Origin of the sequence: Nostoc sp. ChiVER01 (assembly GCF_034531155.1) — a bacterium.
Lineage (GTDB): Bacteria > Cyanobacteriota > Cyanobacteriia > Cyanobacteriales > Nostocaceae > Nostoc.
Genome location: NZ_JAVRBS010000008.1, coordinates 235,901 through 259,160 on the forward strand (window position 1 = coordinate 235,901; position 23,260 = coordinate 259,160).

Consider the following 23,260-nt stretch of genomic DNA (forward strand, 5'->3'; position numbering starts at 1 on the left):
ATTTGTCCTTTGTCCTCTCTTACAAAGTTCTGATCGGAGGAAACCTCCGCTCAGACTTTGCGCTTTGTCATTTGTCATTTGTCCTAAGCTAATGACCCTTAAGCAATGACTAATGACTAATAACTACTAATGACTAGTGACTAATGACTAATGAGTAGAACCTATAAAGCAACGGGAATTAATCTTAAAACCCAAGTGCTAGGAGAATCGGATAAAATAGTGACGATTTTGACACCAGAATTCGGTCTGATTCGAGCAGTGGCTCCAGGGGCACGCAAGCACAACTCCAGCCTGGGCGGCAGGAGTGGTATGTTTGTTGTGAATGAACTATTGATTGCGAAAGGGCGATCGCTTGATAAAATTACCCAAGCACAGACGTTAAAAACTTATCCTGGTTTAGCTAAAGATTTGGGAAAATTAGCTGCCAGCCAGTATTTAGCAGAAATAGTCTTGTGTCAAGCTTTGAGCGAACAACCCCAAGAAGAACTTTATGAGTTGTTCAATGAACATCTCCATCGGTTGGAGGCGTTATCTAGTGCAAATCCATCTGGGGTTTTGGCTCATCTGGCTCATGGGGTGTTTCACCTTTTAGCGTTAGCAGGAGTAACGCCACAAGTACAAGTCTGCTGCCTATCTGGACACCTCCTCAAACCAAATTTTACAGACCCAAACTGGCAGGTAGGATTTAGTATCCCTGCGGGTGGAACGGTTTCTTTAGAAGCTTGGGAACGTTTGCGAAGAGAGGGTGAGAGGGAGAGGGAAATACAAAGAAATTCATCTTTTTCTCCATCACCCAATCACCCCATTATCCCATTACCTCCAAAACCTGGCTCCCAAACAGTTGTTGTGCATCGGCAAGAAATACCTGTGATTTCTAGTCGTCCGGGTGCTATGGAACTGGCTTTGCTTCAACATCTGTCACAACCAGAGATAATGCAAATTGATGGTGCTAGAGATCATGACTGGTTATCTGTTGAACAGATTTTGCGCCAGTATGCTCAGTATCAATTAGGTCGCCCTATTCGCTCTGCTACCTTGATCGACTCTTATTTTGCTGCCAACCATGATGCAACCGTCTGATTTGGATAAAAAAATCCTACCTTTGTCACCAAGCCTCGCGAAAAAACAAAATAGGGTATCAGATCCTACAGTTAGGAATCACTTGAGTGCTGTTTCAAAGTGTACATCTAGTCAAATAAATGGACAAGAAATGTCCCCAAAAGACGTTTCTAAAAACGAGCAAAATTGCACAGACCAGATTCCAAAAGCTGATATTCTAAGTCAATCAGAAAAACAATCTGAGGACAAATTAACTACTGCCCAAGAAAATAGCAACGGGCATTTGCCATTAGCTACTATCCCAGAAAAAGAATCACCAACATTAAATGGATCTGGTTCTGGTGGAGAAGCTGGTTCAGGAAATATCAAACGGCAAGGGTTTTTGCCTGTATTAAAAAACCCTAATTTTCTGGCTCTTTGGGGTGGTCAAGTTTTCTCGCAACTAGCAGATAAAGTTTATTTGGTGCTGATGATTGCTTTGATTAATACTCAGTTTCAAGCTAGTAATCAAAGTATTAGTGGTTGGGTATCAGCCTTGATGATGGCTTTTACGATTCCCGCCGTATTGTTTGGTTCAGTTGCTGGTGTGTTTGTTGATCGCTGGTCGAAAAAGGCTGTGCTGGTGGCAACAAATATTTGGCGCGGTATCCTGGTTTTGTCAATTCCCTTCCTGCTGTGGTTGACTCATGACTGGAAACCCATAGGAGTTTTGCCAGTTGGTTTTTTGATCATTCTGGGTGTAACTTTTTTAGTTTCTACGCTGACGCAGTTTTTTGCACCGGCAGAACAGGCGGCAATTCCCTTAATAGTACAAGAACAGGATTTACTCTCGGCAAATTCGCTTTATACGACAACGATGATGGCATCGGTGATTGTTGGGTTTGCTGTCGGGGAACCATTGTTAGCGATCGCCGATGGACTTTGGCTGCAAATTGGTGGTAGTGGTAGTTTGGGCAAAGAATTTTTAGTAGGTGGTAGTTATGCGATCGCAGGAATAATTTTATTCCTCCTAGCAACTAAGGAAAAACACTACCACCCTGATACAGAATTCCCTCACGTATTTTCTGATTTGCGAGATGGTTTTGCCTACCTTAAAGCAAATCATCGTGTCCGCAATGCTTTGCTTCAGTTGATTATCTTATTTTCTGTTTTTGCAGCATTAACTGTTCTAGCGGTTCGCATGGCGGAAATCATTCCCAACATGAAAGCCTCCCAGTTTGGCTTTTTGCTAGCAGCTGGCGGTGTTGGCATCGCTGCGGGAGCAGCACTTCTGGGTCAATTTGGTCAACGCTTCTCCTACACCCAACTAAGTCTGTACGGTTGTATGGGCGTGGCAGCATCCCTGATTGGTCTATCAATTTTTACAACCCAACTGTGGCTAGTCCTGTTACTGATAGCGCTATTAGGTATCTTTGGGGCACTAGTGGGTATTCCTATGCAAACAGCGATTCAAACAGAAACACCTCCAGAAATGCGTGGTAAAGTTTTTGGTCTACAAAATAATGTAATTAATATTGCTCTATCCTTACCTTTGGCATTAGCAGGTGTGGCAGAAACCTTTGTAGGATTAGAGGCAGTTTTTTTGGGATTAGCTGCGATCGTCTTTTTAGGAGGTATTTTAACCTGGTATAACTCACACAAGTAGTTATCAGCTAACAGGAGCTATTATTAATTACTTTTAAGTAACTAATATTTACTTAAAGCTTTTCTGTTCATGGTAAACTATGGTCAGTGAAAATTTATCACATACTTGCGGGATATCAATCTGACATTAGTCAAAATAAGTTGTTTAAATATTAGAAATTAACAACTTATAAGTAGAATAAATAAAGCCATAAATCCCCTGGTTTAATCAGCTTAAAATAGGCTTTTTGAACTAGATTCTGTTGGAAATCTGTAATAACTAAAAAAACCAGCAAGTATAGCTAGATAAAATAAAAATCACCAAGGACACACAAGTAATAGATCAAACCCGCTTTTCTTACAGTTAAATAAAGAATGCGTATAGCCTGGATTGGAAAAAAATCACCCTTTTGCGGCAATGTAACCTACAGTCGAGAAATTACAAATGCCTTGCTAGATAGGGGACATCAAGTTAGCTTTCTTCACTTCGCTCAAGAAGAGTCTGAACCTGATAATTGGCCAAATCTTCGAGAGGTTTCCCTCCCTTTCATTTACAAGTCCCAGGTTTATACAATTCCCACTTTTAAAGCGACCAAACTTTTAACGGAGTCGCTGCGGAAAATTAAGCCAGATATAGTCCATGCTTCCTTGACGCTATCTCCTCTAGACTTTTTTCTACCGGAAATCTGTGAGGAACTGAGGTTGCCCCTAATTGCCACTTTTCACACACCTTTTGCTGGCAAGGGAGCAAAGCTGATATCGGGAACACAACTTTTGGCTTATCAACTCTACGCGCCTTTTTTGGTTAACTACGATCGCGTGATTGTATTTTCTCAAATTCAGCGAGAATTATTGGCAGGGATGGGTGTAAGGAAAGAAAATATAGCCGTAATCCCCAATGGTGTCGATACCGCGAAGTATTGTCCAGGGTTTTCTCAAGTCAAAACAGAATTTAAAGCCGAACGTTTGTTTGTCTATCAGGGTCGAATAGCCCCAGAGAAAAACGTCGAAGCCCTCCTCCGGGCTTGGAAGCAGTCGGCAATGGGGCCTGGTACTAAGTTGCTAATTGTTGGCGACGGCCCTTTAAAGTCTTCCTTAGAGCAATTTTATGGTTCAGAATACGGCATTATCTGGTTGGGATTTGTCGCTGATGAAGACCGACGCATTGAGATTTTGCGAGGCGCAGATGTATTTATTTTGCCTTCATTGGTAGAGGGTTTGTCTCTATCTTTGTTAGAAGGAATGTCATGTGGCTTGGCTTGTTTAGCAACAGATGTGGGTGCAGATGGAGAAGTTTTGGAAAAGGGCGCAGGTATAGTTATTAATACTAAAACAGCGCGATCGCAATTAAGAACCCTCTTGCCAGTATTGCAAGACCATCCTGAGTTAACAACCTTACTGGGGCAAAAAGCTAGAGTGCGTGTATTAGAACGCTATACCCTTAGTAAAAATATTACTCTGCTCGAAGAACTTTATAAAGAAGTTTTAGCACAACGACCTCTACCGCTAAGTCGTAGAGCGTAGGGAACGCCAGTTGTTACAACAGATAGCGCAGCGTTAACGGAAAAGTGCTTAAGAAAAGACTGGCATCGTGAAATTGCTCTTAATCCCCTACAAGATCCGATAAAGCTCTACAGATTATATCTGTGGAGTTTTTGATTTTAACGATACTTTTCGTCTAAGCTAAAATGTAAATAATTATCGGCGAAAATTAATATATTAGTTAGCATAAAAGAATAAATAATAGTAAATTAAAGCTAAAAAATTAACAAATGACTACAATCATCGACATAAAAACATTATATGAATCCAATTACCTGCAATGGTTAGAGGAGACTATTAAATGTCTCAAAAATCGACAATTAGCAGATGTTGACTATGAAAACTTAATAGAAGAATTGGAAGATTTGGCTAAGAAGGAAAAAAGGCGAGTAAGAAGTTTATTAGAACAGATTATTAGACATTTATTACTTTCTCAATATTGGGATTTAGAAAAGCCAATAAATTCTAATCATTGGGCTGCGGAAATTATTAGTTTTCGAAACCAACTAAATGAAGACTTAAGTGGCAATTTACGCAATCATTTAGAAGAGAATTTAAGCATAATTTATAGCAATGCTTTAGATTATGTTATGGCTAAAACAAATTTAACCAATTTACCCGAATTATGTCCTTATACCTTAGAGCAAATTTTAGATAAAAATTGGTTGCCTTAATCTTAAGTTTTTATTCTTCGCTATTAGTAGCATTTTTTCCGTAGTGACGAACTTATTGATATACCTATCGATCAATTAATCTTTGAATTATCCACTAAAGACCATCCTAAAGTAGTTGGCTGTTCATAAACCCGCTTTAGAGTATTTACATCTCTATGAGAAATAGGCGACGGGTTACGAACTTGAGAAAAATATAGCGCATCAGTTTGTTGCGGACTATGACCCCAAATTCCTAGTGCATGACCAAATTCGTGGCGGGCTGCTGCAATGAGATACTCACCTGTTTGACTGGGGCTTAACAAGATGGTGAAGCGGTGGTATAAAACTTTGTTGCTAGTGTATAACTCGTAAGTAGTTTGTGCCGATCGCGCACGAGTTATATTACTACCAGGGGAAATTTGTAGAGGTGGCGCTTTTCGCACAATTGTAATATCAGCAATTTCCGGCTGTTCGACTCTTCTTAAAGGTAAATAATTACTCCACTCCTCTACACCCTGTAAGACAGCATTAACCCATGCTTGAGCTTGTTTTTCGTTAGCAGTTTTTGGTGGTTCTACGTAAACTCGAACAGGAAATTGCGACCAAACTAAGTAACCCACTTCGGTTGTTGTGACTTGGGAAAAGTAGTCACCACTGTTAGTGTTATCTTGCCACTGTGCAAGTGTGGACGGTAGGGGATGGGGTTTTAAGGGAGATGATGAAGGGAGAGAGATTATTAATTCTGAATATTCAGATTTTGCTATTCTTGTAAACCCATCACTCGACTGAAGATTAGTAAAAATGATTAATAGCCCTGTGCCAATAAAAAAGGCAGGAGCTGTAATTAACCGTTGTGAAATTAAATTTATTAAGGTGTTAAGTATGGAATGTTTGGTTTTTCTCCCCATTTACCTATCCTTATTTAGGTAGCCAACCAGCACTTAAAACTACTGTTAAACCGAGAAAAATTACTGTCAATGCCCAAGTAATTCTATTTAAGGTATTTTCTGCACTCTTGGTGCTGCTAAATAGCTGGGCTTGTCCGCCAATAGCGCCAACGCCATCACCTTTAGGGCTATGCAGTAAAACTAAAATAATCAAACCAGTGGCGGAAAATGCCCAAATGCCTTGCACGATATTACTAACTGTCATGGTAGGAATCTCATTTATAAGAAGTTTCAAAAAACAGAATTCAGGAGTTAGGAGTTTTTAGTAAACTCCTAACTCAGCATTCAGGACTTTTTTAAAGTCCGACTTGTACGGGGGTGCGAGTGCGTTGCAACTCATATTCTGCTGTTTTCAGCAGCGATCGCCCGGTCATTTCTGGTGGCTGAGGCAGCTGTAAAATCTCTAGAATTGTGGGGGCGATGTCGGATAGCTTGCCATCGCTTCGCAGTTCTACATTTGTACCATATCCAGGGATTTTAACTCTCTCTCCTTCCACCAAGATGAAGGGGACTGGGTTAGTGGTATGAGCTGTCCAGGGATTACCCCCTTCATCTAGCATATACTCAGCGTTGCCGTGATCGGCAGTAATAATTGTTGTACCACCGGCTTTGATAACGCTCTCTAACAAGCGTCCCAAACAGCGATCAACTGTTTCGATTGCTGTAATGGTAGCTTCGATTTTACCAGTATGCCCTACCATGTCTGGGTTGGCATAGTTAATTACAACTAGAGAATATATACCCTTTTGAATCGCAGCGATCGCTACATCTGTAACTGCTACTGCTGACATTGCTGGGGCGTGATCGTAAGTCGCTACCATCGGACTGCTTACTAGTTCCCGATCTTCTCCAGCAAAAGGTTCCTCTAGACCCCCATTAAAGAAATAGGTGACGTGGGCATATTTTTCTGTTTCGGCGGTGCGGAACTGATTCAGACCATGATTAGCTATGACTTCTCCCAGAATATTACTGAGATTTTGAGGCTCAAAGGCTACATTTACGGGTAAGTCTGAATCATACTGTGTAAAAGTGACAAAAGACAGAGGTGTGATTTGCTGTCTTTCAAAACCGTTAAATGTGGGACTGACCAAAGCTTGAGTCAGTTGTCTGGAGCGATCGGGGCGGAAGTTGAAAAATATCACCCCATCCCCTGGTTCTATTGCGCCGGGAGCAATTCTGATTGGGTTGACAAATTCATCTTTTATCCCTTGGTCGTAAGATGCTTGCAAGACTTCCACAGCCTTGAGACCATTACCAACACTATCTTGTATCATCATGTCGTAGGCGCGTTTGACCCGATCCCAACGGTGATCGCGATCCATCGCATAGTAGCGACCGCTAAGGGTGACTATGCGTCCAATTCCTGTGCGGTCTATATAATTTTGCAGCAGTGTGATTGCTCTTATACCGTCAGTTGGGGCGGTGTCACGACCATCGGTAATGGCGTGAATACAAACTTCTGGAATTCGCTGGTTTTTGGCTAAGTCAAGTAGTCCGAATAGATGGGTGATATGCGAATGTACCCCTCCCTCAGAACAAAGCCCGACTAGATGCAGCTTGCTATTCCGAGAGCGCACTTCCTGGCAGATTTTGACGAGTGCTGGGTTTAAGGCAATAGAACCGTCTTCGACCGCATCAGAGATGCGTACCAGTTCTTGCGGTACAACTCGCCCAGCACCAATGTTCAAATGACCTACTTCCGAGTTGCCCATTTGACCATCTGGCAACCCTACGGCTTTTCCTGATGTGCGGATGAGGGTATGCGGGTAAGCTGCCCATAAACTTTCCACAATGGGAGTTTTAGCAGCAACAATAGCGTTTCCTCGCTTTTCCTCGCAGTAGCCCCATCCGTCTAAAATGACTAGCACCACAGGAGCAACAGGTGCTTTGGTCATAGTAAAATTGCCCTTTACTTTTTGTAATATCCGAATGATACCACTGCTAATCCACGCCGCAAGTGAATTTTTGCTTATTAATTTATTTTATGAAAGACTTCCAGTTTTTTGAATGATTTTTTAAAATGTAGCAATTTTTATGTAACGTCGGTTATTGCTAATAATAAATAATTACTTAGTAGTAGCATTTTAGCACTACTACTAAGTCCGTATTCAATCTCTTATTTCTTTTTACTAGAAGCTTTTGCAGCTTTTTTGGCAGCTTTTTCAGCAGCGATCGCAGCTAACTTTGCTTGTTCTTTTTCTTCGGCAATTTTCTGGAGATAGTAATGATAGTCTCCTAAGTAAACGCGGAATTCCCCATCACGAATTTCGACGATTTTGTTAGCTACTTGAGAAATAAAGTAGCGGTCATGGGAAACTACAATTGCCGTCCCATCATAGTTTTTAAGCGCTTCTTCCAGCATTTCTTTAGCCGGAATATCTAGGTGGTTTGTCGGCTCATCTAAAATTAGTAAGTTCGCAGGGCGTAAGAGCATTTTTGCCAACGCCAGACGAGCTTTTTCTCCTCCACTTAATGCCCCAACTGCCTTAAATACAGTATCACCAGTGAATAAGAAGCGTCCCAAAAGCGTGCGGACTTCTTGATTATCCCAGTCTGGAACTTCATCATGGATAGTTTCCATGACAGTTTTCTTCAAGTCCAAAGCTTCAGCTTGATTTTGCTCAAAGTAACCGGGAATAACGTTATGATCCCCTAATTTAACGCTACCTTCTGTGGGTGGTTCCATACCCATAATTACGCGCAGAAGGGTAGATTTTCCAGCACCGTTGGGGCCAAGAAAAGCAATGCGATCGCCTCTTTCAATTAAGAGATTTGCTCCCAAAAACAGGATTTTATCACCATAAAGATGAGTTAAATCTTTAATTTCTACTACTTCACGTCCACTGCGGGGTGCAGGGGGAAAACGGAAGTGTAGAGTTCTTACCCCAGCAATTGGTGCTTCAATGCGTTCAATTTTTTCCAGTTGCTTTTCCCGGCTTTTTGCCTGGGTACTGCGCGTAGCACTGGCGCGGAATCTATCAACAAAGGTTTGTTGTTTCTCTAATTCTTTCTGCTGACGTTCGTAAGCACTCAGTTGTGCTGATTGACTTTCGGCTTTTTGTTCCAAATATGCCGAGTAGTTACCAAGGTAAGTACTGGAAACGCCACGTTCAGTTTCCACAATTTGGGTGCAGAGGCGATCAAGGAACTCCCGGTCATGAGAGACTATTACCATCGGCGTAATCAGCCCTCTGAGGTAATTTTCCAACCACTCAATAGTTTCTAAATCTAGGTGGTTAGTCGGTTCATCCAGCAGCAACAAGTCAGGTTTTTGCAGCAGAATTTTACCCAAACTCATCCGCATTTGCCAACCACCACTGAAGGCACTAACGAGGCGATCACCATCTTCTAGCCCAAACCCCATCTCTGGTAAAATTTTCCCGATGCGTGCATCTAAGTTGTAGCCGTCTAAGGCTTCAAATTTGCGCTGCAACCGATCCAACTTATCGATCAGTCGCTCCAGTTCCTCTGAGTTAGCCGTTTCCATCTCTTGTGGTATGTGCGCTAGAGATAACTGTACTTCGTTGGCTTCTTTGAAGACAGTCCAAAATTCTTCTCTAACGGTGCGGGTGGGGTCTACTTCAAACTCTTGGTTGAGGTAGGCTATATGTAAGCTATTAGGACGGATAATTTCGCCTGCGGTGGGTTCAATTTCCCCAGAGATGATTTTGAGTTGGGTAGATTTTCCAGCACCGTTGACACCGACTAAGCCAATGCGATCGCCTGGTTTAACTTCCCAGTTGATATCTTTGAGAACTTCGCCTGTGGGATAAATTTTACTTATATGTTCTAGTCGCAGCATTAAGTTTCTCTCAGGTAGGGAGTGGGTGGTTGAGGACGAAGTACTAACACCGCCTCTAATTTTAACAAAAATTAACTATAAATTCGTCGTGAGAAAGTCTGGAAGCCGCAAACCAAATTTGACTTGAGCCACGGATAAAATTTACCACATCTATCTTAAGACTGACTTTGTGTTACTTGTCTGACTTCTTCGACACTTAAATCTAACGCCTCTGCTACTTGTTCTAAAGTCAACCCTGCTGCCAACATTGCTGGTACTGCTTTTAATTTCCCTTTAATCTCACCTTGTTCAACACCTTCCTGAAAGGCTTCCTGATAAAATCTGGTTTGCTTTAACTCGCTTAAGCCAAACATTTCCTCCATCTCCTCCCTACTCATTGCAGGAAACTTGTAAGCCAAAATAGTCTCGATAAATTGTAATAATTGTTGCTGTTTTGATGGTGGGATTATCTCTGACTTGGTTCTGTCTATCAACTCCCAAGCTTTAGCGATCGCTACATCATCAGTTGCAATTACTAATTTAGCAGTTGCAATGCCAATTGGAAGCGATGCACCTTCACCTAATTCATCCAAATAAATACGCCGGATGCGCCCACTTGTGAAAAACTCACGGTAATGTTTGATTTCGCCTGTATCTACATTTCTGTTTGGGTATAAAACCACAGCACCCCAGTCATTTGATGGTTGATTTTGACGGAGGTATAAACATATTTCTGAAATTAGCCGTGAATAAATTTCACTATCCGCTTGAAATTGCACTTCAACAAAGTAAATCTGGTTTTCGCTTCCTTGTGTAGGCAAAAACACACCATCGATTCTTAAGGCTGTTTGTTTGATTTCAACTGATGAAAATTGATAAAGGCTAGCCTCTTCTGGAGAATTACCAATAATTTCAAAGAAGATATCAGGAAATTCTTGAAACAGCCGATAAAAGATGATGTCTGTTTTCACAATTTTATATCATTTGAAAATTTTGATTTGTTCATGTATTACTTTGTTCTTCAAAACCATCTCGCACTTTCAGCAATTGCTCTTTTGCCATCCCTAATATACGGGATAAAGGCGCTAATAAACTATCATCAAATGCTTCTCCAGCATAAATATTATTCAGTTCAGTTGGAGATAATTTAAATGTATCGCAGAATTTAGTAAACTCCTGGTTACTCAAGTCAAGCTCTTTTTGCCGATCCTGAAGTAAAACTGCGATCGCTCTAGTTCCATGCTTCGGACGCTCACTAGTTTTTATATATTTCTCCATTAAATAATATACTTTTCTGTTATCGCCTCCTAGTTTTTTAATTAAATCAGTACAAGCCATTTTTAGAGCTTTCTTTAAAACTTCTTCTTCATTTAAAAACTTAATAATTTCCCCAGCATATTCTGGTTTAAAAAATCCCACCAAATCACCTTTATGGTAAATTGGTATATAAGGCTCATTTGATTCAAAATGCCAATCTAACGGTTCGTTGCGTAGAGACATAGCTGCACCCCTAAATATTTTAAGATTGCACCATTTTAAAACCATTTATTCCTTAACTGCCAGTAAAAATACTCTAGCTTTGGCGATTATAAATCGCAGCTATACAGACAAAACTCACCTCCGTGGGTTTCAACTTGGTGGAGTCCACGCAGAGGGGCTTAGTTTGTGTAGCTGTTATGTATTTCTACCAGAACCTTGAAATCAAGTAAAATTAGCGATCGCCTTCTTGATCACCAACTGGCTAAAGGCTTACTGGAGAAGGGGTTGGTAGTGTTATGAGGCTATTGTTAGATATTTAAGGATAATGGGCATACTGTAAATATCAAGTAAGTAAGCATCGAAACAGGGTAAACAGTATGTTGACGATAACGTGGCAAGAAGAGATTGCATCTTTGAAACAAGATTTGAGGAAGGAAATAAATAAAATTTCAGGACATTCGGAAATTAATATACCTAATCATATTTGCATTAATAACCTGAAATCCAAGTTAGAGCGATTAGATGAAATAGAAAAAATTCTTAGTATAGAAAAATATAAAATTGCTTTTATAGGTACTATTGGTCAAGGGAAGACGACAGCTATTTGCCATCTTTTTAACTTAATAAGCGACTTCAATGTTTCTAAAACTATTGCTAATAGGTCTCGAAATGTAGTCGAAACCAAAGAGTTGCTCTCAACTGGAGCAGGTAAAACTACTATATGTGAAGTAATTATCAAAGCTGCGGAAAAAACTTACATAGAGATAGAGCCTTATACAGTTGATGAGATGGAAAATCTTATTTTTGAATTCTGTGACTATATTGCAGACAAAGATAATACTAACCCGGATAAAAGGATAATTATTTCTCAAGAAATTGAAAGAGCTATTAGAAATGTTACAGAAATGAAGTTACGCTATCCAACAATTAACAATGAAGTAAAAAAAATTGATCTAGCTAAGGAAGAATTTGATAAGTTAGGATTAGATGAGTTTAAAAAAAAGGCTTTGAATAATTCACAGCTTGAATCTAGAAATAATAATAAAATTAAGTTTGATAATCAAAGAAACGAGCAAGAATGGATAAAAAATACATTTGCTGCCATTAATAATGTTGAGTTGAAAGAGTTTGCTATTCCAAGAAAAATATATCTTTATGTGAGCTATGATGTTTTATCTGGCTCAAACTTGTCTCAGTTCGACTCAGTTGTAGATACAAAAGGGCTTGATGAAAATCCAATTCGTAAAGACTTACAGAAATATATTGAGAATCAGGATACCATTTGTCTCTTTGTAACTCCCTTTAGTGCTGCTCCTGAAGCTAATATTAGTAAATTAATAGGCTATTATCTTACATCTAAATCAAAAGATTTTCATCATAGATTTGTAACTTTGGTATTACCTCACAAAAATGAACCTGAACAAGTTCATGGATGTAATGGCAATTATGATACAGGAATTCAAATCAGAAAAGAAGAGATTCAAGCTACATTCAGGCATTTGAACCTAGATTTTTTCCTAGAAAATATTTTGTTCTATGATGCTTTGAGATACTATCGTAATGATATAGTCAAACTAAATACTGACATTTATACTGAAGAAGATGTACAAGCAGATAAAAATGAATTTCTTGAAGCTATCGCAAGTGTAGTAAAACGTAGACAAAAAATTTTGTTAGAAGAAATCAAGGATATCAAAGAAAGCTTTACGAGAATAAAAAATGGTGATGCTTTGACAAAATCGGAAATAGAGATAATAGAAAATGCTATTCATAATATCAAGGATTTACGGTATTTGAATAGAAGAGTACCTAGTTTTGTTTATAAGGATTTTATTGAGAAATATATTGAATATTATCGTACTGTTTATCGGGCATGGAACACTAAACACGCTATTCATAGAAACTTCGGTTACTATAAGCCAAGGAATATAGATATATATTACGATATGAGGGTTATTGCTGAGGGAATCAATGAAGATGAAATGTTAAAAAAGTTTACCAAACAAGTAAAACAAGAATTAGAAAATATCCTTAATGAGCTTACATCTGCAAATGAATCTTTAAAAACACTTATCCCTGAATTAATCATACAATTTAATTCATTTTATGACAATTTTATTAATGAAGTAGGTGTAGAAATTCAATATGAAGCTATCAAAAAACTATCACCTCAAAGCGAAAATTCTGATTTCTGGATAGCTTTAATTAATGAAAAAGGTAGGGAAAGACCTCAAGGTGAAAAATATGTAGATAATGTATGTCAGACATTGAAGCACGAGCTTGAAACTGAGCAAAGCCTAAATACATTTTTAGAGATTAAAGCAGGACAGTATTGGGCAGAATTAGTTACTAAAATATTAAGCTTTTTTGGAGAAAAATAGACAAAAAGCAATTTTAAGTTGCATGGAAAATAAGAAGGGATGCAATATTATTGCATCCCTAAAACCAGTTTATAAATCAACCTAACTATCTATGACTAGCTTAAGTGAAGAAATATCTAGAAAACTGAATATATATAAGAGAAACTATGCAGAATATACAAAGTGTTTGATTAAAGGCAGGGAAATTGTTCTAGATGGACGGCCAGAAGAAAAAGTTAGACAATTGTTTATCTACTTTTTGGTAAATGAAAGTGGATTATTTCCAAGCAAAATTGATATAAAAGTGGAATGTGATTATCATGATATAGAATTATATAAAACTGTAATAAATGAATATTTTAAACCATATTGTCCTCCTTTAATGATTGTAGAAGTGAAGCGAGAAGAAGAAAATTTGCGTAATCATGAGAAGCAAATTGAAAGATACCTAAAAAAATCTTGTTCAGAGATTGGTATTTTATATAACTATCATCAAATTCTTCTATATACCAAACAAAACGCAGTATTTACGAGTAATTATCTCAATAGTCTTAAAGATATACCACCTTTAATTTTGCAAAGTTCTAATAAATTAGAAAAAGACATAGGGGAATTTGAAAAAGCTGTCAGGGGAAGTTTTGATAGCTTTATTTATCTTGTTAATAAGTATGGTAAATATCAACTTAACAGAATAGTTTTCAGGCTTAAACGTGAGCAGTTACCTATAGTGGGATCTTTCTTCAGATTTCAAGACAACAAGCTGTACTACAAGATATATATTCAAGATGTTCAACAACAGCAAAGCTGTGATTTTCAAGATTTTGAAAAGCTAATTTCTATTACTTATTGACAAATAAATGTGTATCCAAATAACACATGAACGTCAGAAAAATGGTAGAAATTATCCTTCCCAGTCTTGACGAGTATCGCACAGGAAATTGTCTGCGATCGCATCATCAAACGAATAAAGGCAATGCTCTGGAAAAATTCGTAGTGGTAAGTTAGTTTCTCGTAGCGCCAAATCAACACCCGCTTCAAAGCCATCTAACAAGGCTTCTTCTATTCGAGATTTTAAGCTAGGGTTCTGCCGCAGATGCCTATGAATGGCGCGGCGCTGTTCTCGAATCGTTAAAAACCAACTGCGAGAGCGTTGTTCGGGTTGATATTCCCACTTCAAAAGATGACCAAGTAATACACTCAGACGGCTTACGAGTTCCCGATATTCCTGTCTCCCCAAAGCTTGAATTTCCTCTTGCAGGTGTTGCCAGTCTAGTTCCATAACTAGCCTCTGCTCTAACGCTTTAGCCTGCTGCTGTGTCCAGCCATAGAAGTCTTGATCGTACAAAAAAGGTTTGTCCATAGAGTTAAATCTTCACAGCAAGAAACCACAAGCTAGTTTGATCCGATTTTGCGCTAAATCGCCCTTAAAAAATTTAATTACGAATTACGAATTAGGAATTATTTAACTGGCCTTGGCTTCATCTCCAGACGCTTCAGCCACAGCCGCCAATCTATCTGCCGCAGCTTGCACAATTTGAGCCACTTGAGCTAAAGGCATGTGCTGGATTTGTCTAAGAATCAGACTCAAATCTGAGGTTTCTGGAATTGGTTTGCCATCAATGCAGCTGATTAACTCTTCCATTGTGTAGCCTGCTTTAGATGCGATTCGAGCCAAATTTTCTGTATCTGGAACCTTCACACCTTTTTCCCACATCTGAACAGCAGTAGCAGATACCCCCAAAAGCTTACCAAATGCTCGCTGACTCATTGAACCGCGAGCTAGTTTAATGATTTCAATCAGTTTTTGTTTGCTTTCGATCTTCACTGCTTATATAGCTAGCCAACTTTATTTACAAGTTTACTTTCAATAATACAAGTTTACTTTTATATTGACAGCCTTGTGTTTTAGTACTAAACTATATCTCTGGTTGTAAATCGGCAACTAAAGGCATCAAGCTAGTAGACTAACCCATCTATCTTTAACCAACCCAAAAAAATTAGTTTGCTACGGCGCTTGTGCTAGTAGCTAGACTTTGCTGCGAAGAAATAATATCGAAGGTGCATCATGTTTCGCAAGCCACGCAAAATTAACCAATATCGCCGCAAAGGTAAAAACCTTATAGCCACTAATAAAATTAAACCAGAACAGTGGAACATTTCTGACGCAGAAACCAAAGAAGCTTTAAAAGTTAAAGGCTACGATGTTAAGCAAATCAAAAAAATCCACCTTTTGAAGCATCAAGTATGTATTTCCTACTGGGATGCAAAAGGCAATATATGCAGCAGCTTTTTTAGCTACCGGATTTTTGCGCGTTGGCAAAAAGAAACGGAAAAGTTAATTTATACTTGTCAAACGCTGAAGGAATGGGCGAAGCTAAACTATCTTATGAAGTACGAATTTGCTTATTACCATTATCCTAGTGAAATAGAAGATACACTCCACACGATATTACAAAACCACTTGTCTGTGTTAAAAGCAACAGTACAACAAGTGGTTTTACATGATCGTTAACAGCAAAAATTAGTTTAGTTAGCGGCAGAAGTCGCTAACTCCGCGAGACGTTCCTGTTGGTCTAGAGATATACAAGATTGAATAAGTGTCTCTAAATCACCATCCAAAACTGGGGTAAGGGAATAATTCTGACCTAACCGATGATCGGTAGCGCGGTTATCTTTATAATTATAGGTGCGAATTTTTTCCGATCGCGAGCCAGTACCAACCTGCGATCGCCGCATGGAAGTTACAGCTTCTTGTTGTTCGCTTAACTTGATTTCATACAACTTCGCCCGCAGAATTTGCATTGCCCGTTCTTTGTTTTGCAACTGACTGCGTTCTTCTGTACAGAAAATGCGTATTCCCGTCGGTTTGTGCATCAAGTCAACGGCTGTTTCCACCTTGTTGACGTTTTGTCCACCAGCACCACCAGAACGGGCTGTAGTCATTTCAATATCTTTCGGGTCAATGTGAATTTCCACATCATCCACCTCTGGCATAATCGCCACCGTAGCTGTGGAAGTATGAACCCGTCCCCCAGATTCAGTTGCCGGCACGCGCTGCACACGATGCACTCCAGCTTCAAACTTTAGCTGGCTGTAAACGTTATTACCTTTAATTTCGAGAATGACTTCTTTCCAGCCACCCATTTCTCCACGAGATTCGCTCACTAGAGAAACTTTCCAACCTTGAGTCTGAGCATAGCGGGTGTACATCTGCATCAAATCGCCAGCCCAAATACTCGCTTCATCACCACCTGTGCCAGCGCGAATTTCCAACATGATATTCTTTTCATCATTGGGGTCGCGTGGTAGCAGTAAGACTTTCAAGCGAGACTCTAAATGTTCTATTTTTTCTTCAAGTTCTTTTACTTCCAGTGATGCCATTTCTTGCAACTCTGGATCACTCGCAGATTCTTTATAAACCTCACGCGCTCCGATCAAGTCTTCTTGAGCTGTTTTCCAAATTTCATAAGTATTAACGACCTCTTCCAAAGAAGAACGAGACTTAGCAATTTCTTGATACTCATCAGGATTGCTAGCGGTATCGGGGTCGCCAAGACGACGTGTTAATTCATTAAAAGTTTGTTCAACGGATTTTAGTTTGTCCAGTAAGTATGATTCAGCCATGACGATTGCGATCGCTCCTTAAAAAATAACAAATTGGCTCGAGCATATAAATGAAAATCGACCCAGCTGATGCAGGGCCGTCTTAACAGCAGAGCCAACCCGCTACTTTTTGTTTTGATCGTCGCCAGATGTTTGAGTGCTGCTCATGCCGTACTTGCGGAGGAAGCGCTCTACTCGACCCTCAGTGTCAATAATCTTCTGAGTGCCGGTGTAAAATGGGTGATTTCCAGACCAAACATCTACATGCAATTCTGGCTTAGTAGAGCCAATAGTCATAACAACTTGACCGTTGCAGTAAACTTTAGCATCTGGATACCACTTGGGGTGAATATCAGCTTTAGCCATTGTTCCTTTTGTGATGAATCTATATCAATTATAACTTTCAGGTTTCAATCGGAGCTAGGGAATTAGGGACTGGGGGAGATGCCCCATGTCCAATTCCCTAACGCTTAGAGTACTGAGGCGCTTTTCGAGCTTTATGTAAACCATATTTCTTCCGCTCTTTTGCTCTCGGATCGCGAGTCAAGTAACCTTCGGTTTTCAAAGGTGGGCGGTTGTCTGGGTCTAGTTGGCACAAAGCACGAGCAACTCCCAAACGAACAGAATCAGCCTGTCCGGTCAAGCCGCCGCCTTCTGCTTTTACCAAAATGTCATATTCGTTTTCTAGTCCCAGAGTTTCCAGGGGTGCTTTGATCACTCCCAGGTAGTTGGGGTTAAATTGGAAATACAAGGTTCCATCTTTACCGTTCACAATCAGTTGACCGGTGCCTGGAACCAAGCGTACCCGTGCTACTGCGTTCTTACGACGTCCAGTACCCCAGTATACGGCGCGACCGCTATTAGCATCTGCTACTACCATTAATTTTCTTCTCCAGGAATTGTACTAACTTTTAATTCTTTAGGTTTTTGAGCATCATGAGGATGCGTAGGCCCAGCATAGACTTTCAGCTTGGTGAACAACTGCTTACCCAGGCTATTTTTAGGTAGCATACCTTTAACAGCTTGTTCTAAAATCCGCTCTGGTATGCGATCTTGCAGTTTAGCGAAAGTTTCCGTTTTCATCCCACCGGGACGACCAGAATGGCGGCGGTAAAGCTTTTGAGTACGCTTTTTGCCTGTGACTGCTACTTTCTCGGCATTAATGACGATTACGAAGTCACCTGTATCTAAATGAGGTGTATATTCGGGTTTCTTTTTACCTCTCAATACCTGAGCGATTTCGCTGGCGAGGCGACCAAGACGTTTATCGGTGGCGTCTACTATGTACCACTCACGCTCAAGGGTTGCTTGAGAAGGAAGGTATGTTTTAACTGTTGTCATTTGTCATTTGTCCTTTGTCATTTTTAATTTGTCATTAGTCATTTGTCTTTTGTCATTTGTCAGATGTCTTTTGTTATTCACTAATGACGATTGTACAGACAAGGGTTAATCGCGTCTCTACTGACCAATGACTAATGACTCTTGACTAGTGACGAACTTTGGCAAGGTGTCGTACCAAATCTCTTTTGGAAAGGGAAAATCGGGATAGCCGACTCGCAACAAGCACAAGCCTTGGGGCGGGGCGGCGTGTTTCACTTCTTCCCGGCGTTGTTCTTTCCAGAGTTCGGTGAAGCTAGAAAGTGTTCGTTGTTCAGAACCTACTTGTACCAGCATCCCTACCAACAGCCGTACCATGCCATACAAAAATCCATCTGCCTGTATTTCAATATGGATAAATGGCCCACTACGACGACACTCTGCTGCTTGCACTTCTACCCAGGAATGCGATCGCTTTGAGCCTGCACGGTGAAAAGCAGCTAAGTGATGCTTTCCTAAGAGAGGTTTCAAGGCAGCTTGGATTAAAGATTCATCCAGGGGTGCATAATAATAATGCCAACTGAAGGGTCTTACAAACAAGTTAGGCCGATCTTCAGTATATATTGTGTAACGATACCGTCGATAAGCTGCACTAAAGCGAGCGTGCCAACGGTTATTTACACTAGCTGAAGCCCTGATTAATATATCTGGCGGCAGATAGCTGTTGAGGATTGTTGCCCACTTGTGAGGCGGAATTAAACCTGTTGCTTCAAAATGGGCTACTTGAGCAGCAGCATGAACTCCAGAATCGGTTCGCCCAGCACCATGTAGTGTTACATGATACCCAAGAATAGTAGCGATCGCTCTTTCTATCTCTTCTTGGACAGTCCGTTGTTTTTTTTGCCGTTGCCAGCCATGAAAATGAGTGCCCAGGTATTGAATTACCAAGGCTACTCGATGAGTTTGTGTAGGCTGGTGGCTTTCTAACATACAGATTTTGTCATTTGTCCTTTGTCAGTTGTCCTTTGCTATTCACTAATGACCAATGACTAATGACTAATGACTTAAACCAATTCAATTATCGCCATTTTTGCATTATCGCCCCGACGCGGTACGGTATGGAGGATGCGGGTATAACCGCCCTGGCGATCGCCATATCGAGTAGGAGCTTGCTCAAATAGAGCGTGAACCAGTTGTTTGTCGAAGATGTAGCCAAGAGCTTCCCGGCGTGCTGCCAAGGAGCCATTTTTAGCTAGAGTAATCATTTTTTCCACTTCACTTCGGAGAACTTTCGCTCTAATTAAAGTGGTGGTGATCTTACCATGACGGATCAGCTCGGTGGTGAGCGATCGCAGTAAAGCACGGCGTTGATCAGTTGGTTTACTGAGTTTTTTGACGCGACAACGGTGACGCATAATTATGCACTATGAGTTATGAACGGTTTTTCTTAAGGGTGTTTAGAGCCTCTTTCCATTGGCAGGGTGATGCCCAAGCGTCGCTGCAAAGCTTCCACGACTTCTTCTGCTGATTTCTGCCCAAAGTTCTTAATTTCTAAGAGGTCTTCTTGGGTATAATCCAACAAATCTGCCACAGAGTTAACTTGTGCCCGTTTGAGACAGTTATATGCCCGCACAGAAAGTTGTAACTCTTCGATGGGTATCTGGGCAGTTGGATCGTCTGGAATCTCTGAACCTGTGTCTGTTGGTTCTAGGGAGATGTCTTTCAACGGGTTGAATAAATCTACCAAGATCCCAGCGGCCGAAGATAGTGCTTCTTGGGGGGAAACACTGCCATTTGTCCAAACTTCCAACAGCAGTCGGTCTTTTGGAATCAAGCCTTCCCCACGAGATTCTTCAACACTGTAGTTGACTTTTCGCACTGGCATAAATATGGAGTCGATTTGCAGAAAATCCAACGATGTGGCTTCTTCACGTCCTCGCTCTACAGTGCGATAGCCTTTACCTTTCTCAATCCGAAATTCCATTTCCAGCTTTCCACCCTCAGCGATGGTGGCTACATACTGGGTCGGATCGATAACTTCTACTTCACTAGGCAAATCAAAATGCGCCGCAGTGATTGTCGCGGGGCCGCTAACGAGTAATCTACCAATCTGAGGCTGCGAGGAATAGTTTTTTAGGATAACTTCCTTCATTCTCATGAGGATTTCCAGCACATCTTCCCGCACGCCCGGAACTGTAGCAAACTCGTGTGAAACGCCTGCAATCCGCACTGCTGTAACTGCTGTACCTTCTAGGTTGGAGAGTAAAACTCGCCGCAGTGCGTTGCCAACTGTTGTTCCTTGACCGCGTTCTAGAGGTTCCAGAACAAATTTACTGTAATGGTTCCGACTTTCTTCAGTATTCGACTCTACACATTCAATCTGAAACTGCGCCACGGATGAGCCTCCCTTTTTCTAAGGTGCTGCTAGCAGACAAATCAATTGCCTCCCGAATTGAATTTATGTCCTGTAGATTATAGGTATATCAAACTATTAGTATAAAATTACGGTATAGTTTGACACTCCCATTGAGCTTGCAGGCGCTAATAATATTTTGGGTTCCCGAAGTTTATACAGCTTTCCCTCTGGGAAATCTGACGCACTTTTGGTCGCCCAAGCTTTCACACAATGACAATTTACACGTTAGAAGCCCAACTGGACGTCGTAAGTAACTTTACTTAGTTTGATTGTAGCTTCTCGCCCTCAATGCCCAAGTCTTGGTGTTTAAACTCGACGGCGCTTGGGTGGACGGCAACCATTGTGAGGAATGGGGGTAATATCCCGAATGAGTGTAATTTCCAGTCCTGCTCCTTGAAGTGCCCTGATAGCGGTTTCTCTACCTGCTCCTGGCCCACTTACCATTACCTCAATTTGGCGCATTCCTTGATCGATGGCTCTACGGGCTGCACTTTCAGCAGCAGTTTGCGCTGCAAAGGGAGTTCCCTTTTTTGCTCCCTTAAAACCGCTAGAACCAGCACTAGCCCAGGAGATGACATCTCCATTTTGATCGGTAATGGTGACAATGCTATTGTTGAAAGTAGACTGGATGTAGGCCATCCCACTGGGTACATTCCGTTTCTGCTTCTTGCTCCCGGTTTTTTTAGTTGGTTGTCTCGCCATACTTCTTTAGTTGATTTAAGGTAAAACTTGCTTGGATTAGCAAGCGTTGCAAAATTATTTCCCTGGAGCCTTCTTCTTCCCAGCCACTGTCTGCCTTCTACCTCGACGGGTTCTGGCATTGGTGCGAGTTCTTTGTCCTCTTACTGGTAAGCCCATGCGATGACGACGACCTCTGTAGGTACCAATGTCAACTAAGCGCTTGATGTTCAAAGACTCCAAGCGCCGCAAGTCGCCTTCAACTTGATAGTTGGTTTCTATTTCCCCTCTTAGGGCTGTCACATCGGCATCACTTAAGTCCTTAACGCGAGTGTCTGGGTTCACACCAGTAGCCGCTATAATTTCTTGAGAACGTGATAAACCAATTCCATAGATGTAAGTCAGACCGATCTCAACGCGTTTATCGCGTGGAAGGTCTACTCCGGCAATACGTGCCACAATGAACTCTCCCTATTGTTCTCGCAATTACTGTTGGTTGGAAAAACGTGATTAATCGCGTCTTTTCGTTTTAATGATGATATGCGTCCTGCAACTCACTCTGTTGGTAAGAGTGTTATCCTTGACGTTGCTTGTGCTTTGGGTTCACGCAAATCACCATAACGCGACCACGACGTTTGATTACGTTACACTTTTCACAAATTTTCTTGACTGAGGCTCTAACTTTCATGCCTTTTATTTTTTGACTCCAAATATAAAATTATAGCATTTCTAGGGAAATTAATCCAGTTAAATGACTAGTAAACAGCCAAAAAAATGGTTTTATGGTAAAATTCTCTACATATACTTACTTCTTTCTTAGTCGATAGGTAATTCTGCCTTTGCTTAAGTCGTAAGGAGTTAGTTCTACCTTGACGCGATCGCCGGGCAAAATCTTGATATAATTTCGGCGAATTTTGCCGGAAATGTGAGCTAGCACGTTAAAGCCATTGTCCAAGTCAACGCGAAACATCGCATTGGGCAGGGACTCTGTAACCGTGCCTTCCATTTCAATCAAATCTTGCTTAGACAATTTGTTTTTTCCTCAACTCAACAATTTCGTGTTCAGTTGCAGCACTTTATCTGCAAGAGAACACACTTTAAGAAATATATCAACAGTTTATTAATATATCTTAGCTAAAATTGATCTTTTTCTTGGTATGGGGAGTGGGGAGAGACGTGATTAATAGCGTCTGTATTGGTTAATTCCCTATTTCCTACTCCCTATTCCCCATTTTTTACCCCCCTTCAGGAAGCAATTACCCTTTGCAGTTCATTAGTGACATCTTCTTGGGACTGATTACCATTGACTGTTAGAAGTTTTTTGCGATCGCCGTAATAATTAATTAAAGGTGCAGTTTCAGCGCGGTACACTTCTAAACGACGACGAATCACCTCTTCGGTATCATCTTTTCGTCCTCTAGCTAGCAAACGTGCGATCACAATTTCATCTGGTGCATCTAGGTTGACTACCCTTTCGCCACTCTGATGTATTTCTTCCAGTAACTTCTCCAGAAAACCTGCTTGGGTCACTTTGCGGGGAAAACCATCAAGAATCCAACCATTTTTGGCATCTGGTTGATTGAGGCGTTCCTGTACCAAGTCCTGCACAAGCTGATCGGGTACTAACTCGCCACTATCAACATAAGCTTGAGCCTTGATTCCCAAATGAGTTTGCTCTTTCATGGCTTGTCTCAAGATTTCACCAGTAGAAATATGGGGAATATTCAAGTGTTCAGCCAAAGTTTGAGCTTGTGTTCCTTTACCCGCTCCAGGTGGCCCCAAGAAGATTAATCGCGTCACTA

The 23,260-nt window shown here is 40.8% G+C and carries 27 protein-coding genes; 7 read left to right on the forward strand and 20 right to left on the reverse strand.

Annotation, left to right across the window (positions count from 1 at the left end; translation table 11 throughout):
* The first annotated feature begins 150 nt into the window (after positions 1–150).
* The 4 genes from recO (at position 151) to RMY00_RS13675 (ending at position 4,898) form a co-directional block, all read left to right on the forward strand.
* Positions 151–1,080: a DNA repair protein RecO gene (gene recO, locus RMY00_RS13660; protein ID WP_322648063.1), complete on the forward strand. Its 930-nt coding sequence runs from the start codon at positions 151–153 to the stop codon at positions 1,078–1,080.
* A complete protein-coding gene (locus RMY00_RS13665) occupies positions 1,067–2,704 on the forward strand; it encodes an MFS transporter (RefSeq protein ID WP_322648112.1) in 1,638 nt (545 codons plus the stop codon). The genes recO and RMY00_RS13665 overlap by 14 nt, the downstream gene beginning before the upstream one ends.
* A gap of 353 nt (positions 2,705–3,057) precedes the next feature.
* Positions 3,058–4,206, forward strand: a complete 1,149-nt coding sequence (locus RMY00_RS13670; RefSeq protein ID WP_322648064.1) for a glycosyltransferase family 4 protein — start codon at positions 3,058–3,060, stop codon at positions 4,204–4,206.
* Between the two features lie 248 nt (positions 4,207–4,454).
* A complete protein-coding gene (locus tag RMY00_RS13675; RefSeq protein ID WP_322648065.1) occupies positions 4,455–4,898 on the forward strand; it encodes a DUF29 domain-containing protein in 444 nt (147 codons plus the stop codon).
* 71 nt (positions 4,899–4,969) lie between these two features.
* Here the strand turns inward: RMY00_RS13675 and RMY00_RS13680 are convergent, their stop codons facing one another.
* The 6 genes from RMY00_RS13680 to RMY00_RS13705 form a co-directional block, all read right to left on the reverse strand.
* Positions 4,970–5,785 (reverse strand): peptidase, encoded by an 816-nt coding sequence (locus RMY00_RS13680; RefSeq protein ID WP_322648066.1) that lies wholly within the window; start codon positions 5,783–5,785, stop codon positions 4,970–4,972.
* 10 nt (positions 5,786–5,795) lie between these two features.
* Positions 5,796–6,029, reverse strand: a complete 234-nt coding sequence (gene secG / locus RMY00_RS13685; protein WP_109011945.1) for a preprotein translocase subunit SecG — start codon at positions 6,027–6,029, stop codon at positions 5,796–5,798.
* Positions 6,030–6,120: 91 nt separating this feature from the next.
* Positions 6,121–7,719, reverse strand: a complete 1,599-nt coding sequence (gene gpmI, locus RMY00_RS13690; protein WP_322648067.1) for a 2,3-bisphosphoglycerate-independent phosphoglycerate mutase — start codon at positions 7,717–7,719, stop codon at positions 6,121–6,123.
* A gap of 221 nt (positions 7,720–7,940) precedes the next feature.
* Positions 7,941–9,626, reverse strand: a complete 1,686-nt coding sequence (locus tag RMY00_RS13695) for an ABC-F family ATP-binding cassette domain-containing protein (protein ID WP_322648068.1) — start codon at positions 9,624–9,626, stop codon at positions 7,941–7,943.
* A 155-nt stretch (positions 9,627–9,781) separates the two neighbouring features.
* Positions 9,782–10,576, reverse strand: a complete 795-nt coding sequence (locus RMY00_RS13700) for an Rpn family recombination-promoting nuclease/putative transposase (RefSeq protein WP_322648069.1) — start codon at positions 10,574–10,576, stop codon at positions 9,782–9,784.
* Between the two features lie 31 nt (positions 10,577–10,607).
* On the reverse strand, positions 10,608–11,150 hold the full coding sequence (locus tag RMY00_RS13705; protein ID WP_322648070.1) for a hypothetical protein: 543 nt from the start codon (positions 11,148–11,150) through the stop codon (positions 10,608–10,610).
* A gap of 311 nt (positions 11,151–11,461) precedes the next feature.
* Between RMY00_RS13705 and RMY00_RS13710 the strand changes: the two genes are divergently transcribed.
* Positions 11,462–13,465 carry a hypothetical protein gene (locus RMY00_RS13710; RefSeq protein WP_322648071.1) on the forward strand — a complete coding sequence of 668 codons (2,004 nt, stop codon included), beginning with the start codon at positions 11,462–11,464 and terminating at the stop codon, positions 13,463–13,465.
* A gap of 91 nt (positions 13,466–13,556) precedes the next feature.
* Entirely contained in the window at positions 13,557–14,294 is a 738-nt protein-coding gene (locus tag RMY00_RS13715; protein WP_322648072.1) for a type I restriction enzyme HsdR N-terminal domain-containing protein, read from the forward strand.
* A 51-nt stretch (positions 14,295–14,345) separates the two neighbouring features.
* On the opposite strand, the gene RMY00_RS13720 is transcribed toward RMY00_RS13715, so the two are convergent.
* Both RMY00_RS13720 and RMY00_RS13725 read right to left on the reverse strand, forming a co-directional pair.
* On the reverse strand, positions 14,346–14,804 hold the full coding sequence (locus RMY00_RS13720) for a DUF29 domain-containing protein (RefSeq protein WP_322648073.1): 459 nt from the start codon (positions 14,802–14,804) through the stop codon (positions 14,346–14,348).
* Between the two features lie 102 nt (positions 14,805–14,906).
* Entirely contained in the window at positions 14,907–15,269 is a 363-nt protein-coding gene (locus tag RMY00_RS13725) for a helix-turn-helix domain-containing protein (protein ID WP_012410694.1), read from the reverse strand.
* Positions 15,270–15,509: 240 nt separating this feature from the next.
* Here RMY00_RS13725 and RMY00_RS13730 point away from each other — a divergent pair, with 240 nt between their 5' ends.
* On the forward strand, positions 15,510–15,956 hold the full coding sequence (locus RMY00_RS13730; protein WP_322648074.1) for a hypothetical protein: 447 nt from the start codon (positions 15,510–15,512) through the stop codon (positions 15,954–15,956).
* 14 nt (positions 15,957–15,970) lie between these two features.
* On the opposite strand, the gene prfA is transcribed toward RMY00_RS13730, so the two are convergent.
* The 12 genes from prfA to RMY00_RS13790 form a co-directional block, all read right to left on the reverse strand.
* Positions 15,971–17,068: a peptide chain release factor 1 gene (gene prfA / locus RMY00_RS13735; RefSeq protein WP_322648075.1), complete on the reverse strand. Its 1,098-nt coding sequence runs from the start codon at positions 17,066–17,068 to the stop codon at positions 15,971–15,973.
* A 102-nt stretch (positions 17,069–17,170) separates the two neighbouring features.
* On the reverse strand, positions 17,171–17,413 hold the full coding sequence (gene rpmE / locus RMY00_RS13740; protein ID WP_109011936.1) for a 50S ribosomal protein L31: 243 nt from the start codon (positions 17,411–17,413) through the stop codon (positions 17,171–17,173).
* 97 nt (positions 17,414–17,510) lie between these two features.
* Positions 17,511–17,927 carry a 30S ribosomal protein S9 gene (gene rpsI / locus RMY00_RS13745; protein WP_104906415.1) on the reverse strand — a complete coding sequence of 139 codons (417 nt, stop codon included), beginning with the start codon at positions 17,925–17,927 and terminating at the stop codon, positions 17,511–17,513.
* Positions 17,927–18,388 (reverse strand): 50S ribosomal protein L13, encoded by a 462-nt coding sequence (rplM, locus tag RMY00_RS13750; protein ID WP_012410699.1) that lies wholly within the window; start codon positions 18,386–18,388, stop codon positions 17,927–17,929. The genes rpsI and rplM overlap by 1 nt, the downstream gene beginning before the upstream one ends.
* Before the next feature lie 117 nt (positions 18,389–18,505).
* A complete protein-coding gene (gene truA / locus RMY00_RS13755; RefSeq protein WP_322648076.1) occupies positions 18,506–19,354 on the reverse strand; it encodes a tRNA pseudouridine(38-40) synthase TruA in 849 nt (282 codons plus the stop codon).
* A 74-nt stretch (positions 19,355–19,428) separates the two neighbouring features.
* Entirely contained in the window at positions 19,429–19,779 is a 351-nt protein-coding gene (rplQ, locus tag RMY00_RS13760) for a 50S ribosomal protein L17 (RefSeq protein WP_322648077.1), read from the reverse strand.
* Positions 19,780–19,811: 32 nt separating this feature from the next.
* Positions 19,812–20,759: a DNA-directed RNA polymerase subunit alpha gene (locus RMY00_RS13765; RefSeq protein WP_322648078.1), complete on the reverse strand. Its 948-nt coding sequence runs from the start codon at positions 20,757–20,759 to the stop codon at positions 19,812–19,814.
* Between the two features lie 327 nt (positions 20,760–21,086).
* The gene (rpsK, locus tag RMY00_RS13770; RefSeq protein ID WP_069070761.1) at positions 21,087–21,482 is read right to left on the reverse strand and encodes a 30S ribosomal protein S11; all 396 of its coding nucleotides are present in this window, start codon (positions 21,480–21,482) and stop codon (positions 21,087–21,089) included.
* 54 nt (positions 21,483–21,536) lie between these two features.
* Positions 21,537–21,917, reverse strand: coding sequence for a 30S ribosomal protein S13 (gene rpsM / locus RMY00_RS13775; RefSeq protein ID WP_104906411.1), 381 nt, complete (start codon positions 21,915–21,917; stop codon positions 21,537–21,539).
* A 115-nt stretch (positions 21,918–22,032) separates the two neighbouring features.
* A complete protein-coding gene (gene rpmJ, locus RMY00_RS13780; protein WP_015129703.1) occupies positions 22,033–22,146 on the reverse strand; it encodes a 50S ribosomal protein L36 in 114 nt (37 codons plus the stop codon).
* Between the two features lie 117 nt (positions 22,147–22,263).
* Entirely contained in the window at positions 22,264–22,488 is a 225-nt protein-coding gene (gene infA / locus RMY00_RS13785) for a translation initiation factor IF-1 (RefSeq protein ID WP_006196724.1), read from the reverse strand.
* A 215-nt stretch (positions 22,489–22,703) separates the two neighbouring features.
* Positions 22,704–23,258 (reverse strand): adenylate kinase, encoded by a 555-nt coding sequence (locus RMY00_RS13790; protein WP_322648079.1) that lies wholly within the window; start codon positions 23,256–23,258, stop codon positions 22,704–22,706.
* Positions 23,259–23,260 lie beyond the last annotated feature (2 nt).